22 protein-coding genes and 1 pseudogene are annotated in these 23,640 nt (G+C 36.8%); 17 read left to right on the top strand and 6 right to left on the bottom strand.

What is annotated here, in order from left to right; genetic code table 11:
- Positions 1-7: 7 nt before the first annotated feature.
- The 10 genes and pseudogenes from ACSAJE_RS06095 to ACSAJE_RS06050 all read left to right on the top strand — a co-directional run.
- Positions 8-706 carry a class I SAM-dependent methyltransferase gene (locus ACSAJE_RS06095; RefSeq protein ID WP_118689876.1) on the top strand — a complete coding sequence of 233 codons (699 nt, stop codon included), beginning with the start codon at positions 8-10 and terminating at the stop codon, positions 704-706.
- 445 nt (positions 707-1,151) lie between these two features.
- Positions 1,152-1,508: a plasmid mobilization protein gene (locus ACSAJE_RS06090; protein ID WP_118689875.1), complete on the top strand. Its 357-nt coding sequence runs from the start codon at positions 1,152-1,154 to the stop codon at positions 1,506-1,508.
- A gap of 219 nt (positions 1,509-1,727) precedes the next feature.
- Positions 1,728-2,036, top strand: coding sequence for a replication initiator protein A (locus ACSAJE_RS06085; protein ID WP_458009958.1), 309 nt, complete (start codon positions 1,728-1,730; stop codon positions 2,034-2,036).
- 247 nt (positions 2,037-2,283) lie between these two features.
- A complete protein-coding gene (locus ACSAJE_RS06080; RefSeq protein ID WP_118689874.1) occupies positions 2,284-2,520 on the top strand; it encodes a hypothetical protein in 237 nt (78 codons plus the stop codon).
- Positions 2,521-2,593: 73 nt separating this feature from the next.
- Positions 2,594-2,959, top strand: coding sequence for a helix-turn-helix domain-containing protein (locus ACSAJE_RS06075; protein WP_118689873.1), 366 nt, complete (start codon positions 2,594-2,596; stop codon positions 2,957-2,959).
- Positions 2,960-3,101: 142 nt separating this feature from the next.
- A complete protein-coding gene (locus ACSAJE_RS06070) occupies positions 3,102-4,115 on the top strand; it encodes an ORF6N domain-containing protein (RefSeq protein ID WP_118689872.1) in 1,014 nt (337 codons plus the stop codon).
- A 48-nt stretch (positions 4,116-4,163) separates the two neighbouring features.
- Positions 4,164-5,846 carry a recombinase family protein gene (locus ACSAJE_RS06065; RefSeq protein WP_118689871.1) on the top strand — a complete coding sequence of 561 codons (1,683 nt, stop codon included), beginning with the start codon at positions 4,164-4,166 and terminating at the stop codon, positions 5,844-5,846.
- 174 nt (positions 5,847-6,020) lie between these two features.
- Positions 6,021-9,251 carry a hypothetical protein gene (locus tag ACSAJE_RS06060; RefSeq protein ID WP_458009957.1) on the top strand — a complete coding sequence of 1,077 codons (3,231 nt, stop codon included), beginning with the start codon at positions 6,021-6,023 and terminating at the stop codon, positions 9,249-9,251.
- Positions 9,248-13,933, top strand: a complete 4,686-nt coding sequence (locus tag ACSAJE_RS06055) for a DEAD/DEAH box helicase (RefSeq protein ID WP_118689869.1) — start codon at positions 9,248-9,250, stop codon at positions 13,931-13,933. The genes ACSAJE_RS06060 and ACSAJE_RS06055 overlap by 4 nt, the downstream gene beginning before the upstream one ends.
- 43 nt (positions 13,934-13,976) lie before the next feature.
- Positions 13,977-14,565: pseudogene (locus tag ACSAJE_RS06050) on the top strand (transposase); the annotation flags it as partial.
- Positions 14,566-14,653: 88 nt separating this feature from the next.
- On the opposite strand, the gene ACSAJE_RS06045 reads toward ACSAJE_RS06050, so the two are convergent.
- The 6 genes from ACSAJE_RS06045 to ACSAJE_RS06020 are packed head-to-tail and all read right to left on the bottom strand — an operon-like array spanning position 14,654 to position 19,577.
- Positions 14,654-14,977, bottom strand: coding sequence for an 8-oxo-dGTP diphosphatase (locus ACSAJE_RS06045; protein ID WP_118689868.1), 324 nt, complete (start codon positions 14,975-14,977; stop codon positions 14,654-14,656).
- Between the two features lie 9 nt (positions 14,978-14,986).
- Positions 14,987-15,190, bottom strand: a complete 204-nt coding sequence (locus ACSAJE_RS06040; protein ID WP_118689867.1) for a helix-turn-helix domain-containing protein — start codon at positions 15,188-15,190, stop codon at positions 14,987-14,989.
- 14 nt (positions 15,191-15,204) lie between these two features.
- Positions 15,205-17,019, bottom strand: a complete 1,815-nt coding sequence (locus ACSAJE_RS06035) for an AAA family ATPase (RefSeq protein WP_118689866.1) — start codon at positions 17,017-17,019, stop codon at positions 15,205-15,207.
- Positions 17,016-17,468 carry an ABC-three component system middle component 2 gene (locus ACSAJE_RS06030; protein ID WP_118689865.1) on the bottom strand — a complete coding sequence of 151 codons (453 nt, stop codon included), beginning with the start codon at positions 17,466-17,468 and terminating at the stop codon, positions 17,016-17,018. Before ACSAJE_RS06030 ends, ACSAJE_RS06035 begins: the two co-directional genes overlap by 4 nt.
- Positions 17,461-18,162, bottom strand: a complete 702-nt coding sequence (locus tag ACSAJE_RS06025; protein ID WP_118689864.1) for an ABC-three component system protein — start codon at positions 18,160-18,162, stop codon at positions 17,461-17,463. Before ACSAJE_RS06025 ends, ACSAJE_RS06030 begins: the two co-directional genes overlap by 8 nt.
- 11 nt (positions 18,163-18,173) lie before the next feature.
- Positions 18,174-19,577, bottom strand: a complete 1,404-nt coding sequence (locus ACSAJE_RS06020) for a hypothetical protein (RefSeq protein ID WP_118689863.1) — start codon at positions 19,575-19,577, stop codon at positions 18,174-18,176.
- Between the two features lie 277 nt (positions 19,578-19,854).
- Between ACSAJE_RS06020 and ACSAJE_RS06015 the strand changes: the two genes are divergently transcribed.
- The 7 genes from ACSAJE_RS06015 to ACSAJE_RS05985 all read left to right on the top strand — a co-directional run bounded on the left by ACSAJE_RS06015 (position 19,855) and on the right by ACSAJE_RS05985 (position 23,587).
- Positions 19,855-19,995, top strand: a complete 141-nt coding sequence (locus ACSAJE_RS06015) for a hypothetical protein (protein ID WP_182448164.1) — start codon at positions 19,855-19,857, stop codon at positions 19,993-19,995.
- Positions 19,996-20,279: 284 nt separating this feature from the next.
- Positions 20,280-20,795, top strand: a complete 516-nt coding sequence (locus ACSAJE_RS06010) for a hypothetical protein (RefSeq protein WP_118689862.1) — start codon at positions 20,280-20,282, stop codon at positions 20,793-20,795.
- A 68-nt stretch (positions 20,796-20,863) separates the two neighbouring features.
- Complete coding sequence (locus ACSAJE_RS06005) at positions 20,864-21,631, top strand: phage antirepressor (protein WP_118689861.1); 768 nt, start codon at positions 20,864-20,866, stop codon at positions 21,629-21,631.
- A gap of 26 nt (positions 21,632-21,657) precedes the next feature.
- Positions 21,658-22,077 carry a DUF7768 domain-containing protein gene (locus ACSAJE_RS06000; protein ID WP_458009956.1) on the top strand — a complete coding sequence of 140 codons (420 nt, stop codon included), beginning with the start codon at positions 21,658-21,660 and terminating at the stop codon, positions 22,075-22,077.
- Entirely contained in the window at positions 22,070-22,249 is a 180-nt protein-coding gene (locus tag ACSAJE_RS05995; protein WP_147354447.1) for a hypothetical protein, read from the top strand. The genes ACSAJE_RS06000 and ACSAJE_RS05995 overlap by 8 nt, the downstream gene beginning before the upstream one ends.
- A complete protein-coding gene (locus ACSAJE_RS05990) occupies positions 22,243-23,049 on the top strand; it encodes a recombinase family protein (RefSeq protein WP_147354446.1) in 807 nt (268 codons plus the stop codon). The genes ACSAJE_RS05995 and ACSAJE_RS05990 overlap by 7 nt, the downstream gene beginning before the upstream one ends.
- A gap of 313 nt (positions 23,050-23,362) precedes the next feature.
- Entirely contained in the window at positions 23,363-23,587 is a 225-nt protein-coding gene (locus ACSAJE_RS05985) for a helix-turn-helix domain-containing protein (RefSeq protein ID WP_118689859.1), read from the top strand.
- Positions 23,588-23,640 lie beyond the last annotated feature (53 nt).

Raw genomic sequence — 23,640 nt, 5'->3', positions numbered from 1 at the left:
GGATAATATGCATAAAATTACAGAACTTCCGGCATGGGAGAGGCTATTCAAGAGAATAGTATGGAAACAGATAGGAGAAATAGAAGGAAAAAGAATACTTGATTTTGGAAGTGGTGAAGGAATCACAGCAAATTATTTCGCAGAAAAGAATGAAGTGATTGCAATAGAACCATCGCAAGAAATGCTGACAAATGCTTGGAAAGATTATCAATATACACAAATAATGGGCGATGTTAAAACTTTATCAGCATTTGCTGATAAAACTTTTGATATTATCATTTGTCACAATGTACTCGAGTATGTTGATAACAAGGAAGAGGTAATAAAGGTTTTGACTAGAGTGCTTAAGCAGAACGGAATTTTATCTATTGTAAAACATAACAGACCGGGACGCGTAATGCAAATGGCAGTTTTGCTTGATGATTTTGAAAAGGCAAATGCAATTCTTGATGGAAAAAACAGCACAGCTTCTAAGTTTGGGACTATAAGATATTATGAAGATAATGATATTACTAAATGGGAGCCACAATTAACTATCTCAGCTAATTTTGGAATAAGAACTTTCTGGGATTTGCAGCAGAATCAACAAAAGCATGGGGATGAAGATTGGCAGGAGAAAATGATGCAGCTTGAGTTAAGAGTATCACAGATACAGGAGTACAGAGATATTGCATTCTTCCACCATCTTTTGCTGAAAAAGATTTAGACTGCATTAAATGAAATATATGGCAATCAGCTGACATATTTAATCGACAGGTAGCTTTTCTTCATTGTAAGTATGACTTGACAAAAACGAACAAATATTCTATATTTAACAGCGGAGATTTTATACCCAAAAGCAGAAAATACGAATGTACAAATGGAGCTCAAACCCTTGTGGTTTGGGCTTTTTCTAATTTTGTAGAAAATCTGAGAACAACTATTTCTAAAAAGTCAATTATCATTTTGTAATGGAAAATGGACAGAATTATTCACAAAACTATTTGTACAATACTAACAATTTTTTGAGCGGATATAGTCTTGTAAAAGTGGCAGCATGGCAATCGAGTAACATCGGTTGCTTTTTTTGTTGCCTATTTTTAGAAAGTCATCAAATGCCCTGATAGAATGATTTCTAAAAAACAAAGTAAAAAGAGTGGAGGAAATGCAAAGTGAAAGAGTATTCAAAAGGTATTTATGTGAAATTTAAACCGGAGGAGGTGGAAATATTGCATGATCGGATGAAGGAAGCCGGAGTTCATAATATGAGTGCGTATATCAGGAAGATGGCGTTAAACGGGTATGTAATAATCTCTGAATGGCCTGATTTGAACCGGGTAATATCTTTGCATACAAGGATTAGTAATGATCTCAATCAGTATGCTAAGAAAGCAAATGAAATGGGTAAGCTGTATGAAGAGGATATTGCAGAAATAAAAAAGATGAATAATGAGCAAACAGAACTTCTGAAAAAGGCACTTGAAGCAGTTATTCATCTATATGAGGAGGATTCAAAGAAGAGAAGGTGAATTGATAAAAAGCGTTAGCGTGGCTCTGCGGTTTATCCGCAGTTCGAGGGGATTGGGGCATTCCCCAACAAGCAAAAATGCGCCGGGTATATACCGGTGCACTGCTTGCCAATTTGTGAAATAGCATTTGGAGAATGATTTGGGAAAGCCGGTGTTCAAATTGAGAAAGCGTTGCATATTTACAAAATGTAAAGAAGGAAGGATTGAGGTTATGGAGAATTGTTTACTTTTTTCAGATTACCAAAATGCTTGGCGAATAATGTGTACTTTGCGGAGTTATCAGCAGATGCAAAGCTATTATATGCATTCTTTTTAGACCGTGTTTCCCTGTCAATAAAAAATGGATGGATTGATGACAAAGGAAGGGTGTTTATCTATTATTCGGTAAAAAGAGTTTGCAAGGATTTGAATTGTGGCACTCAAAAAGCCTGCAAACTATTGGATGAGCTGGAGAAGGCGGGAGCACTTGAACGAAAGAGGCAAGGACCGGGTAAGCCTAACAAGTTGTATCTTAAAAAAGTATTTTGAGGGATATTCACACAGGTAAAAATCAAAAAAGAAGAGGAGTGAAAATCACATCTAGGAATTTTGATTTATGCACCCACAGAGTTTTGATTCTTACGTATTTAGAACTGTAGAAATCAAAGCCTAATAAAACTAATAATAACAATACTAATTTTAATAATATCTATCTTATCCTATCAGGGAATGAAAGGACATCACTATGGATGGGATACGATGGATTTCAATGACAATGTCAGAAAGGATTTTAATTATGGTTAAGAATAAAGTGGTTCTAAAAGAAAGAGATGCCTGGAGTGATTTGGCAAATTTTATCGGAGAAATGGTAGCAAAGTATGCAGAAGCGATGGATTTGGATAGTTTGCCAGATCCGGATCATTATCTTCTCATGAAAAGAATTAAACAGCTGTATGTTGAATTTTATAAACCGAAGAATATAGTAAAATTCAGAAATACAAAAATCTCTATTGAAAGAAAAGCTGTCGCATGATATTATAACCGTAAAGACGGATATTAAAATCGCAAAATACGGATGCACATGAAATGTTGGTGGAGGAAAAATCATGATTATCAGTGAAAGAATTTTTTATATGATGGAGCAGAAGAACATAACGCAGTTGGAACTCTCAAGAAGAACTGGAATTGCAACGAGTAACATCAGTGACTGGAAAAAGAAAAAGACAAATCCAAAAGCGGATTGTTTGCTTTCAATATGTGATGCATTAGATATTACTCCTGAACAGCTTTTAACGGGGAAGGGAATTGACCCGGAATATAAAGATGCAGATATGGATTATGAAGTCACTAGGGCGGATATTAAGATTTTAAAACAGATACATAGTCTAGGTGATGAGCAGTATAAACGACTGATGGCGTATATAAAGGCCTTGCAGAAGTTGGAACAGATGGAGAGTATTGTGGAGGATTGATTAATCTCAAGTTGCGTTAACGTTCAAGGTGAATTAACTGCACCTTGAATCAAAAATCCATGAAGTCACAATTTGTGACTTCATGAAATGGAATTGAAAAATCAATCTGACGGAACTAATAACCGGTTTGGTAGGAGGAAAAATGGAAGATACAAAGGAATTGATTACTACAGATGATATTCGTAGTAAAGTGTATATAATTCGCGGACAGCAGGTAATGCTGGATAAAGATTTAGCAGAAATCTATGGATATGAAGTCAAACGATTAAATGAGCAGGTGAAGCGGAACATTAGTAGATTTCCAGAGGATTTCATGTTTCAACTAAATAGAGAAGAAATACCGGAGGGATTTTCAAAGTCGCAATTTGCGACTTTGAACGAAAAGAGTAATAGACAGGGATCCAATATTAAAAAGATGCCTTTTGCGTTTACAGAGCAAGGAATCTATATGCTTGCTACAGTACTTCGCGGAGAATTAGCAGAGCAACAAAGCATTTTTATTATGCGTACCTTTAGAGAAATGCGACATTATATTAAACAGAACCAGCAATTTGTAACAAGATCTGAAATGGAGTTACTATCATCTAAAGTTACTGAAATATCAGTGCAGACAACTGGGTTAATAGATAAACAGAAACAAACAGACCAAAAGGTTAATTTGATTCAAAAGAATGTTGAACAGCTAAGTGAGAATTTTATTTCGGAAAAAGATGTCAAGAATTTTGTGATTTATAAAGGCCAGAAGTTAGAAGCTGACATTGCATACATAGAAATCTACCAACAGGCAAATAAATCAATCTATGTTGTGGATGATTATATGAATGCAAAATCATTACAACACCTTTCACAGAAAGCAGATGGCGTGGAAGTTGTTTTATTCACAGAGAATGGAAAAGGTGGGAGAGGATTTCTTACGAACTCTTTAGTGACGGATTTTCAAAATGAATATCCAACGATTCGGATTAAGCCGAATCCTGATTGTCACGACAGGTTAATTATACTTGATTATGGGGAAAAGACAGAACTGGTTTATCATTGTGGAGCATCCAGTAAGGATGCAGGGAAGAAACTTTGTGCCATCAATCAGATTACAGAGACAGCAATTATTCATCCGGTAATAGACAGATTACTTTCACTGCCAGATAAACAGGTATAATTAGTAGCTATGCTTTGACTGCGAAAATGACGTTAAGAGGTGATAAGAATGTCTAAAGAAAAGATAAAAGTGTATCTTTACACCCGTGTTTCTACAACAATGCAGATAGACGGATATTCTCTAGATGCACAGAAAACAAAAATGAAAGCCTTTTGTGATTATAATGAGTATGAAACTGCCGGGGAGTATGAGGATGCAGGAAAATCCGGTAAGTCAATAGAGGGAAGAATTGCATTTAATCAGATGATGGACGATATCAAATCAGGAAAAGATGAAGTGTCTTATGTCCTTGTATTTAAGCTTTCCAGATTTGGAAGAAATGCGGCAGATGTTCTTGCAACATTACAAGTGATGCAGGACTTTGGTGTGAATCTGATTTGTGTAGAGGATGGAATAGATTCATCTAAAGATGCCGGGAAACTTATGATATCTGTTCTGTCAGCAGTGGCAGAGATTGAACGTGAGAACATCCGTGTTCAGACAATGGAAGGCAGGATGCAGAAAGCCAGGGAAGGTAAATGGAATGGTGGTTTTGCACCATATGGATATGCTATCATTGATGGAAAATTGGTAGTGAATGAGGAAGAGGCAGTAGCTATCAGAACGATATTTGACCAATATGTGAATACAGATCTGGGAGCGAATGGAATTGCTAAGTATTTAGAAAATCATGGAATCCATAAGATAGCCAGGCAGAATGGCAAAAATCCATTATTTGATGCTGCTCTTATCAGAAGAATTATACAGAATCCGGTTTATAGCGGTAAAATCTCCTATGGTAGAAGACGGACAGAAAAGGTTCATGGTACAAGGAACGAGTACAGACAAGTTAAGAAAGATGATTATCTGTTGGTAGATGGTTTACATGAAGCTCTTGTATCAGAAGAAGTATGGGAGCAGGCGCAGGTCAAGGTGGCGGCACAGGCTAAAAAGTACGAAAAGGTCAATCGTGATAAGAAAGAAAAGATACATCTTTTATCTGGAATTTTAAAATGTCCTGTCTGCGGTGCAGGAATGTATGGCAACAAGGCCATTAAGAAGCGCAAGGATGGAAGCCATTATAAGGACTTTTATTATTATGGCTGTAAACACCGGAATATGACCAGAGGTCATAAATGCGGTTATAAAAAACAGGTGCATGAAGAAATGCTGGATGCTTCTGTTGCAGAGGTGATCAGTAAACTGGTTAGCAATCCTAAATTTTCGGATTTAATACGCAGGAAGATAAATATGGAAGTAGACACAAGCGCATTAGATCAGGAAATAGCAAATTACGAAAAACAATTAAGACAGCTATATCATAACAAAGATACGATCTTGTCAGATATTGATTCTCTTGATTATGAGGATAAACATTATCAGCGAAGAAAAACAGATTTAGAGAACCGTTTGTACAAGACTTATGATAAAATAGATGAAGCAGAGGAATTGCTTATATCTGCAAAAACTAAGAAACGCGCTCTGCTGGCAGACAAGATTACCGGAGACAATATATACAAGGCACTCATTTTCTTTGATAAGCTGTATGCCAAAATGAACGAAGCTGAGAAACGAGAGTTCCTGTCACAGTTGGTGGATAATGTACAGATTTACGAAGAACGCAAAGAGAATGGTCAGTGGCTGAAATCCATAGAATTTAAGTTGCCGATTATAGAAAAAGAGTTTACACTAGGTTTGGATAACAATACACAAAATGAAACGGTATGTTTGATGTCAAAAGTACAGAAGTAAAAGTGTGAAAAAAGCTTGAAAATAAGGGGATTTTGAGTGCTTCTGGATAAATTAACGGAGCCTCAAAAACCAGTGAGTCCTGATAAATGGATACCTTGTTTTGTATTGTAAGTTTAGATTGCAGAAGCTTTTCTGCATTACAGATACTAGATGAAAGGAGAGCTGTGGTAGTTTTTGGAGCAAACACCACACAAGTTGATGATGCGTAACATAAATGAGTTAATAGGAATAATAAACGGCATTAGCTACGACGGTATTATCAATAAGCTAGAGGTAGCCGGATTGTCTTCGTGGGTGAACAAGAACAAGAACTTATCTTACGAGCCTAGGCAAGCTCAATTAATTTCACTGGTAGAACAAGTGCTTGAAGATGGAATCATCACAGATGAAGAACGAGAAATGCTTATAGATAATTGTAGTCAATATACAGCTCTTGAAACTGATTCCTCTGCGAAGATTTATGAACTTAATGGAATCATTGAAGGTGTTATTTGCGACAATGAAATCAACGAAAAAGAAGTGTGTCGCTTGCAAGAATGGATGAGAACTAATGAATCTTTCATTCGTGATCATAAGCCTTCTAAAATCATCTGTGAAAAAATAGATCGGATACTAGAAGATGGGATTGTTACGCATGAGGAACAAGAATCACTTCTAGAAATACTCAAAAAGAAATTAAACGATGCGCAGATAGAAACGAAAATAGGATACTTAAAAACCTGTGTCAAAGAAAGAAAAAATCTCGGTATTGATTTGATTGATTTATTGGATAATGCTGAAGCAATAGATATTATTCATAACCGTGCAGAGAGGGAACTGGGCATTGCGTTAAATTCGTATTCTGGTACCTATGTCCATGATCCTGAAATTGTATTTGTGTCTCTTGTTTTAATTGGCATGCTCTACTATGATGGAGCTTTTTATGAATCCGTAAGAAAAACTTACAAGAACTTGTACCAGCGGTATTCAGAACAAAAGGTAGAAGGGCTTATTCGAACATTATTAAATAATTACAGAATAAAGGATGATGTAACAGGAACAAAGACTCGTATTATCAATGTGGTATTAGCGGGATCTATTGTTCCAAGCTATTATCTGGGAGCATTCTTTGAGTTTATCTACGACATATATAAGTTAAATTTTAATAGCGATTTGCCTGATGATTTATATGGTGAGTTTCGGTTTGTTTATGATGGATTGCAGAATGTAATGCGTTCTGAAAGTGACGAACTTCAAGTTAATGTAACGAAGAAAACATATAAATTGATTAAATCAACAAAGCAGCTGATTACTAATCCTGTATATAACGATGCAGTTATTAAGCTTAGTATCATTATCGTTAGATTGATTGATAAATATATTTGGGACAAGGATAACGTTCTTTACAATCCATATTTGAAAAGAGGATATGAAGAATGGCTTTCAACAATTAATAGAGAAAAAGAGTATGGACATCGAAGCAAATCCGAACAATTAAGATCGCGTTGGGAACCAGAATATGTTTTGAATAGGAATATGGTTTATTTAGTTCCTCCGATTCATCGCGTGAAAGCTATATATGATTATCGAAGTATCAGAATCATTGTTAGGAATGAGGAAAAGGTCATTTATGATGATTATGTAGAAGATATCCGTGAAATCATTGGTGGGTATCAGATTAAGAATCCTGCAATTGAAATTTCTAATCCACTTGGAAGAGTTGTTTACCAGTTGGTAGCAGGAAATGAAGTGATTTATGAGAGCAAAACCAGATTGCATCGTAACTTCATTGTATTTGATGAGAGAGGGCAGGAACAGGCAAATAATAAAGACTATTCCGGGACAGCTGTTTTCTGTACGAAGAGTAAGGTTGATAAGCTGCATTTGTATTTTTCAGGAGAGTCATATTGCCTATCTTCATATAGTGCACACTTGGGAGATGCTGTTCTTGTCGATAATAAAGTTTTCAATTTTTCTGAGATGATCCGTCCTGGTGTGTTTGGTGAAAAATATGATGGATATTTCGTTGCGCAGGCTGATTGCAAGTTTGAAGTATTTAAAGATGAGGTATTCCTTGTTTTTGAAAGTGAGTTTACGGACAGTAGTTTTGAAATCCAAATTAATCAGCGCTCGTATAAAATGGATGCTTTTGAACATTCTACAGTTGAAAGAAAAGGAATCAATAAGTATTCGCTAAAACTTGATTGTTTAGATTCAGGAATTTATCAGCTAAGAGTGAATGCGCTACATTCTGGCAAAAGAATCAGTGTGTTACGTACTCAATTTGCTATAGATAAAAACCTTCATGTTGAACAGGTTGAGAACAACAAGAATTCATATATTGTTTCTGTGGAATCTGATTTGATGTCACAACCAATTTTTGATGAGATATGTATTCAGGATTTTAGAGAAGACTGGATTAAGTTAAATTGGAATAATCAGGAATATATTTATTATGTTCCATTCCGATTTCCGTTATACAGGATTGATAATGGAGATTGGAGACCATTTTCACAAGAAATTTGGATCGGTGATATTACTCAGGAAAGTTCAATTGATCTGTATGGATGCAAATATGACAAAATATGTTTACTAACCAGTGCTGGTCAAATCATTGAAGAAGCACCTGGGCTTAAGAATGAAGGAGTGTTTAGCAGATTCTCTGCAGGCTTCTTACTGTCATATAAGTCGAATTATGATTGCGTGGGAATAGTGTTGGTTGCAGAAGAACGCTTTCATGAGGGAATCTGGTGTTACAACAAATGTATTCTTGATGAGGATAAAACAACAGTTATTTATAGTCATGAAGACAAAGCTCTTGTTGTCACGCCGTGCTTTTACGGACAAGGGAATATTAGGTTTAAGATAATTGATGATGAGGATAATGTCGTATATACAAGTTCTGCTTTGGAAAAAGAAGTTCAAGAGAATGTATATGACTTATCATCTTTTATAAACTATAAAGTGATTTTCTTTGAAAAAGAGAGAGGACTTTCGCTCAAAAAAGAACGCATTTTAAAGGAATTTCCAATCGTCTTTTATGCGAGAGAAGATTTTGTAGGAAAATCCTTCAAAATTAAGGAAGTTTACTTTGATCAGTTTGTCAGAGGAGAGTTTCTAAGAAAGCGACATTACTTTAATACAACATATGTTTGTTTTAAAGAAATGATAAGTGGAAATGAATATATAGGTGAAGTATATGTAAGAACATACAATGGTGCGTTTATGTTGGATAACATAAATCCCGTTGATATTGAAATTTGCAGTGATGTTATAGATGGAATGATAGAATTATCTCTTACTAAGGATGGAGATGGGCTGTTGCTTGATTTCGATCATCATGGAATTATGAATTCGCTGGACGATGGCAAAGCTGTTGATATCTTTTCTTACAATATCGATATGAAGGGAGTTGAATCAGTGTGAGCAAGAGAAATCCTATTGAACGATCTCAATACATAAATAGTCAGTATAAAGAATATCTTAGGTCTTCTTTTGAATTTAAAACTCCAAAGTTACAAAAATTGTTTGAGCAACAATTGGAAGTTGAAGATTTATTTAAGGGGCCTTATGTCGATTTGAATTTGCCATTTAAAAGAGGAATGTCCTTGGATGAAATGATTGCAGATGGTGCAGTATGTAAATCATTTCGTAGATTGGGAGATATGAATTTTGAGAGGCCTTTATATTCTCATCAGGAAGAGAGTATTAGGCGTATTTGCTCTGGTCGAAGCGCAATTATTACAACGGGTACTGGTTCAGGAAAGACAGAGAGTTTCTTGTATCCAATTCTAAATGAACTGATGTCTGATGTTGAAAAAGGTAATATGGAAGTTGGCGTTAGAGCAATATTCTTATATCCAATGAATGCTCTTGTAAACGATCAGATTGATCGAGTAAGAAAAATACTCACACAGTGTCCTGAAATTACGTATGGATTCTTTACAGGGGAAACGGAAGAAAGCGTTCCTAAGAATTATCGTGAGAAATATGGTGCAGAGAATAATACTTTCATCCCTGAGAATGAATTGGTTTCGAGAGAAGAAATTAGAAAGAATCCACCACATTTGCTGTTCACGCATTATTCTATGCTGGAATATTTATTGATCAGGCCAAATGATTATTCAATCTTTACTCCAGAGAGGTTAAATAACTGGAAGTTTGTTGTTCTTGATGAGGCACATTCGTATTATGGCTCATTGGGAATCGAACTATCATTGTTGATGCGTAGATTGACAGGATTGGCTTCAAATAAACCACGCTTTATTCTAACCAGTGCTACGTTGGGTGAGCAAGGCAAATCTGAAAGCGAGATCGTAAATTTTGCTAGAAGCCTTACATCTGCAAGCTTTGATATTCAAGATATTATTTTCTCTAAAAGAATTTTACTATCTAGTTCGAAGTTGAGTTATACGATTGATGCAGGGGATTATTCTGAAATAAAGAAAGCGAAGAATGATATACAGACGGTTAGAACCATTGGAAATAGATACAAAAACGTAGATTCAATGGACTTGAAGAGTTACCTGTATGAATTGTTTGTAGGTGATAGAAACGTTTTCCATCTATATGAAACATTAAAAGATGGAAGTAAGAGCTTTAAAAGTATTCTTGCTAGCTTTAATAATCAAATAACATCTGAACAGTTGATAGATTTGATTGATCTCATCAACATGGCAGAAAAAGACGGGATAGGTATTTTTGATCTGAAATACCATTCTTTTGTGCGCCCATTAGCTGGTGCATACATCACTCTTGGAAACAATCCACAATTAAGCCTTACTAAAACTAATATGCTTGGTGATTTAAAGGCTTTCGAAGCTGGAAACTGTAGATATTGTAATTCACCATACATAATCGGAAAGATTCAGCGTAATGAAGGTGATGGGCTTGACTATCTCTATCAGAACAAGGAAGTTGATATTTATGAAAACTATGGAAATAACAAATTTGTAAGCATTGATTACTTCTTGTTGAGCAATGAATTAAATGAAGAGGAAGTTGACCGCGATATCCTTGAAGAGTATAAGGTTTGTTCAAAGTGTGGTGCGATTCATGTTGCAGGAAATTTAAATGCACGCCGATGTAATTGCGGAGACAGCCTTCAACATTCTATATTTAAAGTTCTCCAATCAAAGAAGGATGGAGAAGAAACGGCGTTCAATAATATAAATCAGTGCCCTTGCTGCGGTCACAAAGCAAGAGCAGGTGTTGTTAAGAGTTTGAATGTAGGAAAAGATGAGGGAACTGCACTGCTTGCTCAGATTTTGTATGAAGCAATTGATGATGGAACGGAGACTAAAAAGAAAACTGGTAAACTATCTTTGAAGAGAAAAGAAAGCATTCAATCAGAACCAGAGACGTCAAATGTAAAGCAATTTTTGGCATTTTCCGATAGTCGTCAACAAGCTAGCTTTTCAGCAGCTTTCTTGGATTCTAACCAGGTTAGAATGCTACAGAAAAGACTGATCTGGAAAGTAATTAAAGATAATCAATATAGAAATATTTCTGTAGATCAGCTTACTGCAACTCTTTCAGGAATGATTAAAGAAGGTAACTTATTTCAAAATGATTTAAGTGCACATAAAAATGCTTGGATTACAACACTTGTTGATCTATTAAAGGTTGATGGTTCGAATGATGCTGAAGGTTTAGGATTGTATTTCTTTGATGTTGATCTAACTGACATCATGTCTCAAGTTGACGAAGAAGACGTTGAAGCTGAATTTGGAGGATATAACATTACAAAGAAGGACCTGGAAACAATTATGCAGGTTGTATTTGGTATATTCAAAGTTGCACCTGCCATAAACTCGATCAAATCAACATTAACTCCAGATGAAAAGATGGAAGCTTTGGAATATAGAAGATTTGATAACTACGTAATGTTCAATTGCCCTAAGACAATAAATGGTGTTAGAAGTTTCTTACCTGTAAAGGGAAAGGGTAATATGGTTGTTCGTTATGTTCAGAAAGTTTGTGACTGTGACGAAGAATCAGCAAAAGCATTGTTGGAGGTTGTTTTTAACAACTTGGCCGTTGCGGGTGAATTGTTTAAGAAGCATGAAACTAAGGAATGCTATCAAATTGAAGCAAGTAAGTATGTAGTTAAGAATTATAAGACATCAAAATACTATATTTGCTCTAAGTGTGGTCGTTTGACTCCATATAATGTCCATAATAAGTGTGTTCAGGATAAATGTGATGGCACATTGAGTGAAGTAGATCCGGATGAGGCGCTTGCAACGAATTATTACAGAAGACAATATAAGACAAAGAAAATCGAAAGCATTGTTGTTAAGGAACATACTGCTCAGCTTGATCGAAAAAAGGCAAAGCAATATCAACAAGACTTTAAAAATAAAAAAATCAATATCTTAAGTTGTTCAACAACTTTTGAGATGGGTATTGATATTGGTAACCTTGAAACAGTATTTATGCGAAATGTACCACCATCACCTGCGAATTATGTACAGCGTGCAGGACGTGCAGGAAGAAGAAAAGATAGTGCAGCATACATTTTGACATACTGTGGGACTGGATCTCATGATTATACATACTTCTGTAGTCCGGAAAAAATGATTTCTGGTGTCATTAAGCCACCATATTTTAATGTAGTAAATCATAAGATAATCGTTCGCCATTTGATGGCTACATGTTTAGGATTCTTCTTTAGAATACACCCAGATTATTTCAGAAGTATTGATGAATTAGTCTTTGGAAAAGCATTAGAGGAATTTAAAAGCTATATTTCGAGTCATCCGAGTGATTTGAATACCTATATCAACGAGAAAATACTCCCTGGGGATGTATATCGAGATTATCACAACTTTAAATGGTTTGACGAAATCGAAGGCAATGATGAAAAGATGGAGCATTTTGTTTCAACAATTAAATCCATTGCAGAAGAGTATGAGAAGGCGAAAAAGGAAGCTGTAACAGAAGAAAACTATAAGGAAGCAGATTATTATCAAAGACAAATTGAGAATTTGCATAAGGAAAAGGTAATTGATTCACTTTCAAAGTACTGTGTCATTCCTAAATATGGCTTCCCGGTTGATGTTGTTGAATTGCAAATATATAAAGAAGGTATTCTGGATAATAGCTATGATTTGAGTCGCGATTTAAAAATTGCGATATCAGAATATGCTCCGGATTCAGAAATCATTGTTGATGGCAAAAAATATACTTCAAAGTATATTTCCTTACCTAAAACAGGAGAATATCCACGAAATTATTTCTGCACTTGTCCTAATTGTAAAAAGATAAATGTGTCTGTAAGTACAAGAACTGGAAATGAGTGCAAGTATTGTGGAGAACCTCTTGGTACAGTGGTACAAGAATTTTATATTGAACCAGTAAACGGATTTAAAACTGGTATCACGAAAGAAAGTACTCGTGCGAAGCCAAAAAGGTCATATGCTGGTGAAGTATCATATCTTGGTGGTGGTATAAAGGATGAGAATGTTGTTTCTTTATCAAATGCTATTACCATTGAGACAAGCACCAATGACGAGCTCCTTGTCATGAACAAGTCATCATTCAATATGTGTCCAGTATGTGGATATAGCGACATGGTAAAAGGAAAAGTAATTACACCTACATCATTAAAGAAACACAAGAATTACAGGCAATTTGATTGCTCTTGTGAAGAACTTACTCAAATTAAGCTTGGACATAGATTCCAAACAGATGTAGCTCGATTTACTATTCCTATGTTAGGATCCTTTACGAAGGAAGATTATGCGATTGCGTTGTCATTTATGTATGCATTTCTTGAAGGAATAAGTATTGGACTTGGGATTGAGAGAAATGACATAGAGGGTGTTCTTGAACTGAACCTAGAGCAGCATAGCTATGATATTTTGATCTATGACAATGTTCCAGGAGGAGCAGGTCATGTTAAGAGACTGGTTGAGAAGAACGCTGTAATAACATCTTTAAATGCAGCATATGCGAAAGTATCACAACAATGTTGCGATGAAAACACTTCTTGCTATAACTGCCTTAGAAACTATTACAACCAAGCAAATCACAGTAAATTAAAACGCAAGTATGCTCGTGATTTCATTGAAAGTCTATTGAGACAAATAGGTGTTAGACCTTAAAACAGTCTTTATAAGTATAAGGGAGAGTGTGTTTTGAAAGATGGCTTGGATGGATGAGATTGCTGAAAGGCATCATAAGAAAAAGGTGATACCGGGCATGGAGCCGACAGGGCATTATTGGTTCAATCTCGGAGCGTTCCTGCAGGAACAGGGGATGCGCGTAGTGTATGTGAATCCGCATCATATGGCGGAATGCTAAGCTGAGAGCAGTAGGATTAAAGAGGGCAAAGCCCCTGGTAAACAAAGCAGAGCATAGCGTTGGCAACCATGAAGCACCGGAAGCGGCAAGAGTAGAATTACGGCTTTTGCTGAACGATTATGAAATGTACAGCAAAAGGATGGATGATCTGATGCAGACGATCGAAGCTGCTCTGGCAGAGATACCATATATTGACACGTTGTTGGAGATCAAAGGAATAGGTATCACTACGGTGTGTGGATTTGTGGCAGAGGTGGGTGACATTGGACGTTTTGACAACCCAAAGCAGTTGCAGAAACTTGCCGGATATGCCATTGTCAGCAATGATTCCGGAAAGCATAACGGAGAAAGCCAGATCAGTTACCGTGGAAGGAAAAGATTGCGATACGTGTTGTACGAAGCAGCAATCTCAGTGATAGGGAAAAATGCTGAATAATCTGCGCCCCAATGAGCTACCTGTCCGGCGTAAGTGAGCCACGATGCCATAGAGGTTTTCCTTTTTTTTACTCATCTATCGGCATTCAAAAGATTTCTCCTTCTGATGAAGATTTGATGCAGCCAACAAATGAAATAGTTTTATAAAGAAATACCATGTAGCGAAATTGATCAAATTCAATCCAATCTTTTATGCCGCAAAATTCTAAGTTGCTGATTGATAAACCTGTTTCTTCGTACATTTCTCTTATCATTGAATCAACAACAGATTCATTGCTTTCTACATGGCCACCAGGAAAGATAAGACCCGTTGATCCGTCCGGTAGATTTTTCTTTTCAACAAGCACATTTCCATTGTTGTCATAAACCATGCACATATTTGTAAGTTCTACTGAAGTTTTTCTGTCCATTGCATCACCTCAATCTTTAACTGTTTCTAATATGTCCTCTATTCGACAATCGAGAGATTCACATATTTTCAATAGAACATCCGTAGTAATATTTGCACCTTTGCCTAACTTGGCAATGGATGCTGCACTGATTCCAGCAGCATCCTTTAAATCGTTTTTATTCATTTCTTTGTCGATTAACATTTTCCATAATTTGTTATAACTGATTCGCATTGTCTAACCTCCATTTAATCCGTTACATCCATAAGGAAACCGTAGCGTCCTGGCTCTAGTCCTTTAGTAAATGTGATAATATTTGTCCCTGTAGATTTGAAATCTATATTAGGTACATCTTTCATATTATCGAGAAGAATAATCTGACCACAGTCCTGATGATTAGTAAAGTATGTGTACAAAGATGCCCTCATGCTTTCTGGGGAAACATCTGAAATACCTTGATCTAGTCCAAGAAGTGGTGTATCAATCACGAGGAATCCAGGGTCGTATACAGCGTTCTCTGATAAGTACTGTCTGAATGACATTGCAATAATACTATTCAGGAAAGATGTGTATCCTTGACCATTGAAATTCTGCTTTTTACGACCATTGATTTCTACATCAAAACTTGACAAATTAAATCTTGCAGTCGTTAAGTTCGGAAAACTGCATTCGGTTAATGAGTCTTTAAGCAACTTATCTATTTTTTCTTGGAACTCCTTATCCAGTAGCTCTTTTGGATGATATTCTGATTCAGATTCTTCTTCGCTAGGAAGTTCTCTTAAATCCGTTTCCCAGCTTGTTGCAAAATCCGCTATTACACTTAATTCGTGCTGAATCTGAATATATACACGATAATCATCGTGCATTTTCTTTAAAGAATCCGCCTGTGGTTGAAGTTCCTCTTGGATGATTTTTTCTATATCGTCACGCTGTGTTTCAAGCTGTTTGAGTTGTGCTGCGATATCTTCTTTTTCGGCAAGAAGCTCTTTTTCTGTTTCAACAAGACCATTCATTTGGCTAGTAATCCTATGTAATTCTGCTTGAGCGGATTTTATATAGGACCTTTTGTTTTTGACAGGAATGGTTCCGTCACAAAATGGGCAGATGGTATTGTGTGCGACATTTTTCCTTTCTACCTCTCCGTTAACGATAAAAGAGAGGCGTTTTATGTCTGAAACATACTGACCTCGAAGGGTAGCATATCTTCCTTGCAGAAGATTGCATTCAGCTGCTTGCTCTTGAAGTTCCAATATCTGTCCAAGTATCTCTTTACTTGTGGAAGTTGCTGCCGATATTTTTTCTTCAGTTGCTTTTATGCTATCGATGATTTCCTGCATTTTTTCTTCTACATCGATACCATCAAAAAGAGCAAGTTGTTCTTCGAGATTTTTTTTCTTTTCTGATATTGCAACTATTTTTTTGTTTACATATTCTTCAACTGCTTTTTTTCTTGCTACACGAATTTCCTTTTTTGTCTTAGAATCTATATTTGCAAACTCTTTACCATATATGAGTAAGAGCAATGATGATAAAAATGCAGTTTTTTCTGTTCCTTGAGTCGGCTCAATTACAGATGTTTCCTTTACTATATCTGTTACATTGAAAAGAAGAAGGGGGAGAATAGTTCTCCAGCTCATTTTCTGTGTGTCAAAATATTTGTTCCTATAAATATATTGTCCATCCTCAATACCTATGGATGCCAATAATAAATCTCCTAATAATGGAGCAGGCTCCTTTTTCTTTGGGTTGAACTTTAAATCATAAGTACAACTATCATATCCGGGAACATTGGTAACAACTTCAACTTTGTTTTTACCAAATGAACGAGTAATCTGAATATTGCCCTTTGGGGTATGCAGGCTTAGTTCAATTGTTGTATATCCTAAACTGTCATCGAAAGGTTTGTTCTTTCCACCGAAGCAGAAGTCTATGCATTTGATGATGCAGGTTTTACCAGTGTTAGAACGGCCCTGGATTAAGTTCAGACCGGGTTGAAGTTCGACAAAGGAGTCGGTTTTGCCACTGCCTTTAGCAAGGACTTTTGTTATATAAAACTTGCTCATGCCTTCCTCCTTAAATCTTTAATTGCTTTGCAATTTATAAGCTTTACGATTTCTTCATCCGAAGATTCTGCAAATTTCTTGTGTACCTCTTTGGCTATTTCGAGGTATTGTGTTGCATAGTCGGATGATAGTGAATCCACATAATTTTTCCCTTTATCATTAAGAAAGTATGTGAATCCTTCTTCTGAGTGCCTTATAGAAATCAAACCACTCAGAACAAATTCTTTTATTCCTTCGTTACAGCTGGCTCTTTTTGATGCCAGTTCACTAAAGTTATAGTTACTATCTCCATGTAGATTTATATGGGATGCACCAAAATCTCTACCATAGATTGTTATGAAATCATACGCTGCAATACGGTCAACCGTTGCAGCTTTGGGTTGGATAGAAGATAGAACTAATAAAACACGAAGACCCGTTTCAAAGGATGAGTTAAATATCTCATTCATCAATATCTACCCACGATTTTATCTTCTCGTCATTTACCAGGATGTGGCAAATGCCTTTCTTTTCAAGATTTCCAATAAGACCAACAACGTTAATTAGGGCAGATTTAGTAAGCGAAATTGTAGTAATCCTATCAAGGACAGCTTTAAGTCTGTCATATCCTGTTGCATGATCTTCGTCATAATATGTATCTTCGATGCCTGCGTAAGCATCTTCTTTTAATGCTGTAAACTGTGAATCTCCATCTGCAAATGTTTCTCTTGCAACGTGCTTTACATATTCTGCTTGGTAGTAAGCTTTCCTTTGTGAGGAATAGTGACGTTGTAAATTTTTAGAAAGGGTAGGAATCATATCAGGAGTAATATCTCCAGCAGCTTTTCCTAGTTTTTCTGCATACACATCGCATAGGGCGTTTACATATGGCAGCTCTTCCGGGTTGAGTAATCCAGGCTGTACCAGTTCAACAGGTATAGATACCTGCTCATTTCCTAAATAAATAATGCTGTTTTGACTATCAAAACGAACATGATTGACAGGAGTATATGGAACGCCATTCTCATCGTATTCAATAGGTGAGTTTTGAACAAGATTGACATTTCCTCCTGGAAGGTTTGTTACATTAACATTATTCTGACCTGTTTGCTGTATCGATGGTGGAGCAGGGCTGTTGATTATTGAATTATTATTTTTATTCATTTGCCATCCTCCTATAATTTGATGTCTATCGTTCCGTTATTGGTCAGATTAATGTTGTTATCTCCGTTTTGAACAACATTTGTCTGTTGCTGAATGATGGTTGTGTTTTCGGCTTTAGTATCTTCCTCTGGAAGAGGATACAAGCGAAGATATAAATCTCTTATTTCACATCGTAGTCTGTACGACTCTGGCTGAAGAACTTTTCTTAGTTGTTCGCCTTCCTCCCATGATTCGTTTCTAAACCACAAGATGTTTCTTCCGGGAATCAAGCGAAGAAATTGATCTGAAAGATAGTAAGTGTATTCACTTAAAATATCCATTGCATCCTTTACTAAAGTTCGAAAGGCATAATCTTCAATTTCTCGATATTCAAATTTCCAACTATTGATAAAATCTGTAATGTTATCTGAAAGGAATAAGTCCGTTGCTTCTGCAGATGGGTCGTTATCAATACAGTATTTGAATAAAGGTTTTGCACCTTTTCTAAATCTTTTTAGAAAAAGGGTGTCATTCTCACTTAATTTATTTATGACAAGCCTTGGTTTTTCGGGTTGATCTGCTTGACCTTTTTCCATATCATCAGCCAAAGTTTCCATTACTTTTCCCCAAGCATCAGCTGCAGCTTTTCCGGAAGCAAGAATCTTATCCTCAATTCTTGCTTTTGGAGTTTTAAGTTTATTTTCAGATTTAATTACTTCAACAACATCATCTGTAGGGGAGGTGTTAGAGGTATTTGCACCTTCAATGGTTGTTTTTACGACAAAACTTCTCTCATTTGTAGTACCAACAGAAGACACAAACTTCCAAGGTGATTTCTTTCCGCTCTGGGTATGCCATTTTTCAAATGTTGCACGGCCTTTTGTGTTATCAGGTCTTTGTGTGATGACAAAGTGCAATACTGAAAGCAAGAATACTGGAAGTTCAACATCTGTAATATTATTCAAATTTTCCTTTGTGACGCTTTTATTTAGAGCAATATCAAAGAGAGTGTTTTTGTCGATTTCGGCATCATTCTGAATTACCTCGATAAGAGATTTTACAAGCCACTCAGAACGCATTTCATTTATAAATCTGTTTATGAACTCTGACATTCTATTTAGAAGGTCAGGGTCTTTTTGTTTTATGGAAGAAGTGTATGAACTTATGACAGAGGGGTCAGTAAAAGGGATATAGGTACTCCCGTAATCTTGGCAGGTCTTAAACTGCGTAGTGCATTTTCCGAAAGTACCACCTTGTGCTGATTCGAAACTATCGCCTGTAACTACCTTGACCAATTCCATCATTACATCAGTGTCTTTCAGTCCGTCAGACCCACTATTAAATTTATCTCTTGCTTTTATTCGTGTTTTTCTCGCCTGAAGAATTAATGAAAATAGTATTCCTCCGCAAAGATAAGGCACCTTTGTTGGGGCCATCCTTACAACCTCCTTTATTTAGTAACCTTAGAAAGCTTAGAAAGACGAAAACAGGGAGTTAGCCTGTTGACGGAAACCTTAGCCACTATAGGTTTATAAGTGAAGATTGAGATAAGACGTGGAAATGTTTAGACCTATCGCATCAACACTTTCTCAATATTATATCAGAAAAATATGAAAAAATCTACACTTCTCAAGTTTTGATATGAGATTGTGAAGAAAATCTCGTAAAACTGATATAAATCTTCAAAACGAAATGAAAGTGAGGTGATTGGCAATGGCTAAGAACTCAAAGCAAACATCCAAGGCAGTTGCTTCGAAAGCAAGCAAAGTTCTTCGTGATGGTCGTTACAGCAAGACATCAAAGTCCGTAGCTGGAAGTGCATTAGCACAAACAAGACCAGTAAAGCGTAAGTAATACTGGCAACAAGGGTGGACAGAGCAGGATTGGATAATCAACCTGTCCATCTCCCTTCGGGGAAATATCAAATATTAAATATCACAAGGCCTGATTAGCTATAAGGGCATTGGGATACAGATATCGGCATCGATCACAGGACAACCTGTGAAAGGTGCGATAGAAGTACCCTTATTTCCTTATGCCCTTTTTCAGGCAATTCATGGGTCGATACTTCTATAAGCACCGGCCCAATTTGTTTCCTATGCCCTTCTGCAAGAACCAGGCAGAAAGGCAGGAACATTATGAAAATCAAGATTCGTTACGAGAACGAGTATCAGACACTTGAGATCGATAACATGGAATTGGAGAAATGGTTAAATATCTCCATTTCAGAAGAAGAAAGTCAGGAAGACTACGAAAAAAGAATCCAGGATGTAATCGAAGAGAGATTCAACAGACCGGATTACAACAGTTGGCACAAGCATGACCGTCATACTGGCAATGCTTATATGAAGAGCAAGGACGGGACAGTTGAGGTCAACACAGAAGAGGCAATCATGTTCAGAGCAGCTGATAAGTCAGCTTTTAGCAGTTCCATTGATGGAGTACATAACCAGTTTGAATACGAAGAGTGCTGTGAAACATTGAGAAGTCTTCTTAAACCTGCAGTAGCACATATGGTCATTGCTATTGCACTTGATGGTTACACCGTTGGTGAGTATGCAGCAGAAATCGGTGAGGATGCCAACACTGTCAGTCATCGTTACAGACGTGCAATCAACAAATTGAAAAAAGTTTTTTCAAAAACGTCCTTTTAACCCTTCTCCCAAGGCTACCAGGTAGGAGGGTGACACCTCCGAGAAATTTATTTAAGGAGGTAATTCGTATGGAATTACAAGTATTTAACAGCACAGAGTTTGGCTCTGTAAGAACAACAACTGTAAACGGTGAGGTTATGTTTGTCAGCAAGGATGTAGCAGACATTCTCGGGTACCAAAACGGTAGTCGAGATATTAACCGTCATGTAGATGAAGAGGACAGACACAAGGTTATGTTCTTTGATGGTAACCAGGATAAGGAAACCATCATTATCAACGAGTCTGGTCTTTACAGTCTTATCCTTTCAAGCAAGATGCCTAATGCGAAGAAGTTCAAACATTGGGTAACGGCAGAGGTTCTTCCGGCTATCCGTAAGCATGGGATGTATGCCATCGATGAAATTTTGGAAAATCCTGATCTTGCGATTGCAGCACTTACACAGCTTAAGGAAGAGCGTGAGAGAAGAAAACAGCTAGAATGTCAGACATTGGTTCAGCGTCAGCAGATTGTAGAGATGCAGCCAAAGGCAAGCTACTATGACCTTATTTTACAGAACAAGAACACAGTTCCTATTACACAGATTGCAAAGGACTACGGTATGAGCGGTCGCAAATTCAATGAACTTCTTCATGAACTGGGGGTTCAGTATAAGTTCAGAAAGACATGGCTTTTATATCAGCAGTATGCAGAATGCGGATACACACAATCACGCACCTATGCAATCGATGAGAATAGAAGTGTGATGCATACTTATTGGACACAGAAGGGCAGAGTTTTCCTTTATGACCTTCTAAAGAGCGAAGGCACCTTACCAGTCATTGAACAGGAGGATTAAAGATATGCGCATTGATAAGTTTAATCATGAGGGTTATTCCGACCCCGACTACATATGAGGCTCTTACCATTTTCCATCGTGAAGAAGTGGCAACTGATAAAAAGGCTGCCTATCTTCCTTTGGTGTATGTGTGCAGTCCATATGCAGGTGATGTTGAAACCAATGTAAAGAATGCAAGACGATACAGCAGATTCGCTGTTGATGAAAATGCTATACCGGTAACACCTCATCTTTTATATCCGCAGTTCATGGATGACGGTAGTGAGGCTGAAAGAGAGATGGCTATGCATTTCAATTATGTACTTCTTGGCAAATGCACAGAGGTCTGGGTTTTCGGTGGTGTGATTAGCCGAGGCATGGCTCGTGAGATTAGTGTTGCCAAGAAAAGAAGAATGAAGATCAGATGGTTTACCCAGGATTTGAAGGAGGTCGGAGAATATGATTAATTTCACTATATACACAGCAGATTGTGTCGGTAATAGCGGGAACTGTCTGTATCCCAACAAGATGATTGTTACCGACAAGGAATCCTTTATCAAAGCAATCATAATTGGTTCTTGGGATACACAAAAGACGAGAATGGACATCTCATCATTGATGAAGAGCAGGCTGTGGTAGTAAGAAGAATATTTCGAGAATATCTTCAAGGTGCAAGCCTTAAGAATATAGCAGACGGACTTATGGCAGATGGTATTCCAACCGCAACCGGAAATATGAAATGGCGAAGTGATGGAATAAGAAAAATTCTCACAAATGAAAAGTATATGGGAGATGCTCTTTTACAGAAAACCTATACGGTTGATGTTCTTACAAAGAAGAGAGTTGCTAATAATGGAATTGTTCCTCAGTACTATGTTGAAAACAACCATGAAGCAATCATTCCAAGGCAGTTGTTCATGCAGGTCCAGGAAGAACTGCAAAGAAGGGCTCATTTAAGAACAGAAAACGGGAAGACGAAAAGAGTCTACAGCAGCAAATATGCATTATCGAGCATCATATACTGTGGTAAATGTGGGGATCTTTTCAGAAGAGTTGCGTGGAAAGCTAGGGGTGCATCTTATAACAAATGGAGATGTGCCAGCCGAATTGAGAAGGGTCCGAAAAAAGGCTGTGATGCTGAGGCAATCAGCGAATCAGAAATTCAAAAAGCAGTCATGAGAGCCATCAATAAGACCCTTGGAGGAAGAAAAGAATTTTTGGTGCAACTACAGCATAATATCGAAGATGTACTAAATGGTGATTCTACGGCAACGCTTGAGTACATAGACCAAAGAATGGCGGAATTACAGGAAAAGCTTGTGATGTGCGTAAACAAAAATGCTGAGTATGATGTTATAGCAAAGGAAATAGACGCCTTGAGAGAAAAGAAGGCAACAGTTGTAACTAAAGATGTTGAGCAGGAAATGCTAAGAAAATGAATAAATGAAATGCGACATTTTCTTCAAACGCAAACAAGCAGAATCACAGAATATGATGAGCAATTGGCCAGAAGGCTTATTGAAAAATCACAGTTTATGATGATAAACTAATCTTCAAATTTAAATCCGGCATGACTATTGAACTCAAGAGATAATTGAATAAGGACTATTATATCAACACCTTGTAGCAATGCAGGGTGTTTTTGTCATTCATAGAAAATTTACAGAGCGAAACCGTGCCAGGATTGAAATTATCAACCAAATGGTTTATAATATAGTGAGTTGAGGTGTATTTTATACATGGAGGATTAAGATGAAGACATCCGATATGATTAAAGAATTATGTAATAAAAAGAATATAAGCGTTTCGGAACTTGCCAGACGGATAGGTCAGACTCCACAGAACTTTGGTAAGAAACTGAAACGAGATACTGTGACTCTTGAGGAGTTGAAACAGATAGCTGATGTGATGGAGGTTACTTTTGAACAGTCATTTATCTTCTCGGACGGAGAGCAGATAAAAACAAGTAATGAGTGAGGCAAATCATGGCATACGAAAAGAAAAGTATTAGAGCAATAATAGATGATGTA

The sequence above is a fragment of the Jutongia sp. SJQ-6 genome (assembly GCF_054161275.1).
The sequence above is the reverse complement of the archived record's forward strand: the minus strand, read 5'-3'. Positions and strand labels throughout refer to the sequence as shown.

Excerpts from the sequence above, each read along its gene's own strand:
- ACSAJE_RS06070 (WP_118689872.1), top strand. The coding sequence starts at position 3,102 with ATGGAAGATACAAAGGAATTGATTACTACAGATGATATTCGTAGTAAA.
- ACSAJE_RS06000 (WP_458009956.1), top strand. The coding sequence starts at position 21,658 with ATGAGGGTTATTCCGACCCCGACTACATATGAGGCTCTTACCATTTTC.
- ACSAJE_RS06095 (WP_118689876.1), top strand. The coding sequence starts at position 8 with ATGCATAAAATTACAGAACTTCCGGCATGGGAGAGGCTATTCAAGAGA.
- ACSAJE_RS06045 (WP_118689868.1), bottom strand. The coding sequence starts at position 14,977 with ATGGACAGAAAAACTTCAGTAGAACTTACAAATATGTGCATGGTTTAT.
- ACSAJE_RS06080 (WP_118689874.1), top strand. The coding sequence starts at position 2,284 with ATGGTTAAGAATAAAGTGGTTCTAAAAGAAAGAGATGCCTGGAGTGAT.
- ACSAJE_RS06065 (WP_118689871.1), top strand. The coding sequence starts at position 4,164 with ATGTCTAAAGAAAAGATAAAAGTGTATCTTTACACCCGTGTTTCTACA.
- ACSAJE_RS05995 (WP_147354447.1), top strand. The coding sequence starts at position 22,070 with ATGATTAATTTCACTATATACACAGCAGATTGTGTCGGTAATAGCGGG.
- ACSAJE_RS06040 (WP_118689867.1), bottom strand. The coding sequence starts at position 15,190 with ATGCGAATCAGTTATAACAAATTATGGAAAATGTTAATCGACAAAGAA.
- ACSAJE_RS06010 (WP_118689862.1), top strand. The coding sequence starts at position 20,280 with ATGAAAATCAAGATTCGTTACGAGAACGAGTATCAGACACTTGAGATC.
- ACSAJE_RS06015 (WP_182448164.1), top strand. The coding sequence starts at position 19,855 with ATGGCTAAGAACTCAAAGCAAACATCCAAGGCAGTTGCTTCGAAAGCA.
- ACSAJE_RS06020 (WP_118689863.1), bottom strand. The coding sequence starts at position 19,577 with ATGGCCCCAACAAAGGTGCCTTATCTTTGCGGAGGAATACTATTTTCA.
- ACSAJE_RS06075 (WP_118689873.1), top strand. The coding sequence starts at position 2,594 with ATGATTATCAGTGAAAGAATTTTTTATATGATGGAGCAGAAGAACATA.
- ACSAJE_RS06005 (WP_118689861.1), top strand. The coding sequence starts at position 20,864 with ATGGAATTACAAGTATTTAACAGCACAGAGTTTGGCTCTGTAAGAACA.
- ACSAJE_RS06025 (WP_118689864.1), bottom strand. The coding sequence starts at position 18,162 with ATGAATAAAAATAATAATTCAATAATCAACAGCCCTGCTCCACCATCG.
- ACSAJE_RS06030 (WP_118689865.1), bottom strand. The coding sequence starts at position 17,468 with ATGAATGAGATATTTAACTCATCCTTTGAAACGGGTCTTCGTGTTTTA.
- ACSAJE_RS06035 (WP_118689866.1), bottom strand. The coding sequence starts at position 17,019 with ATGAGCAAGTTTTATATAACAAAAGTCCTTGCTAAAGGCAGTGGCAAA.
- ACSAJE_RS05985 (WP_118689859.1), top strand. The coding sequence starts at position 23,363 with ATGAAGACATCCGATATGATTAAAGAATTATGTAATAAAAAGAATATA.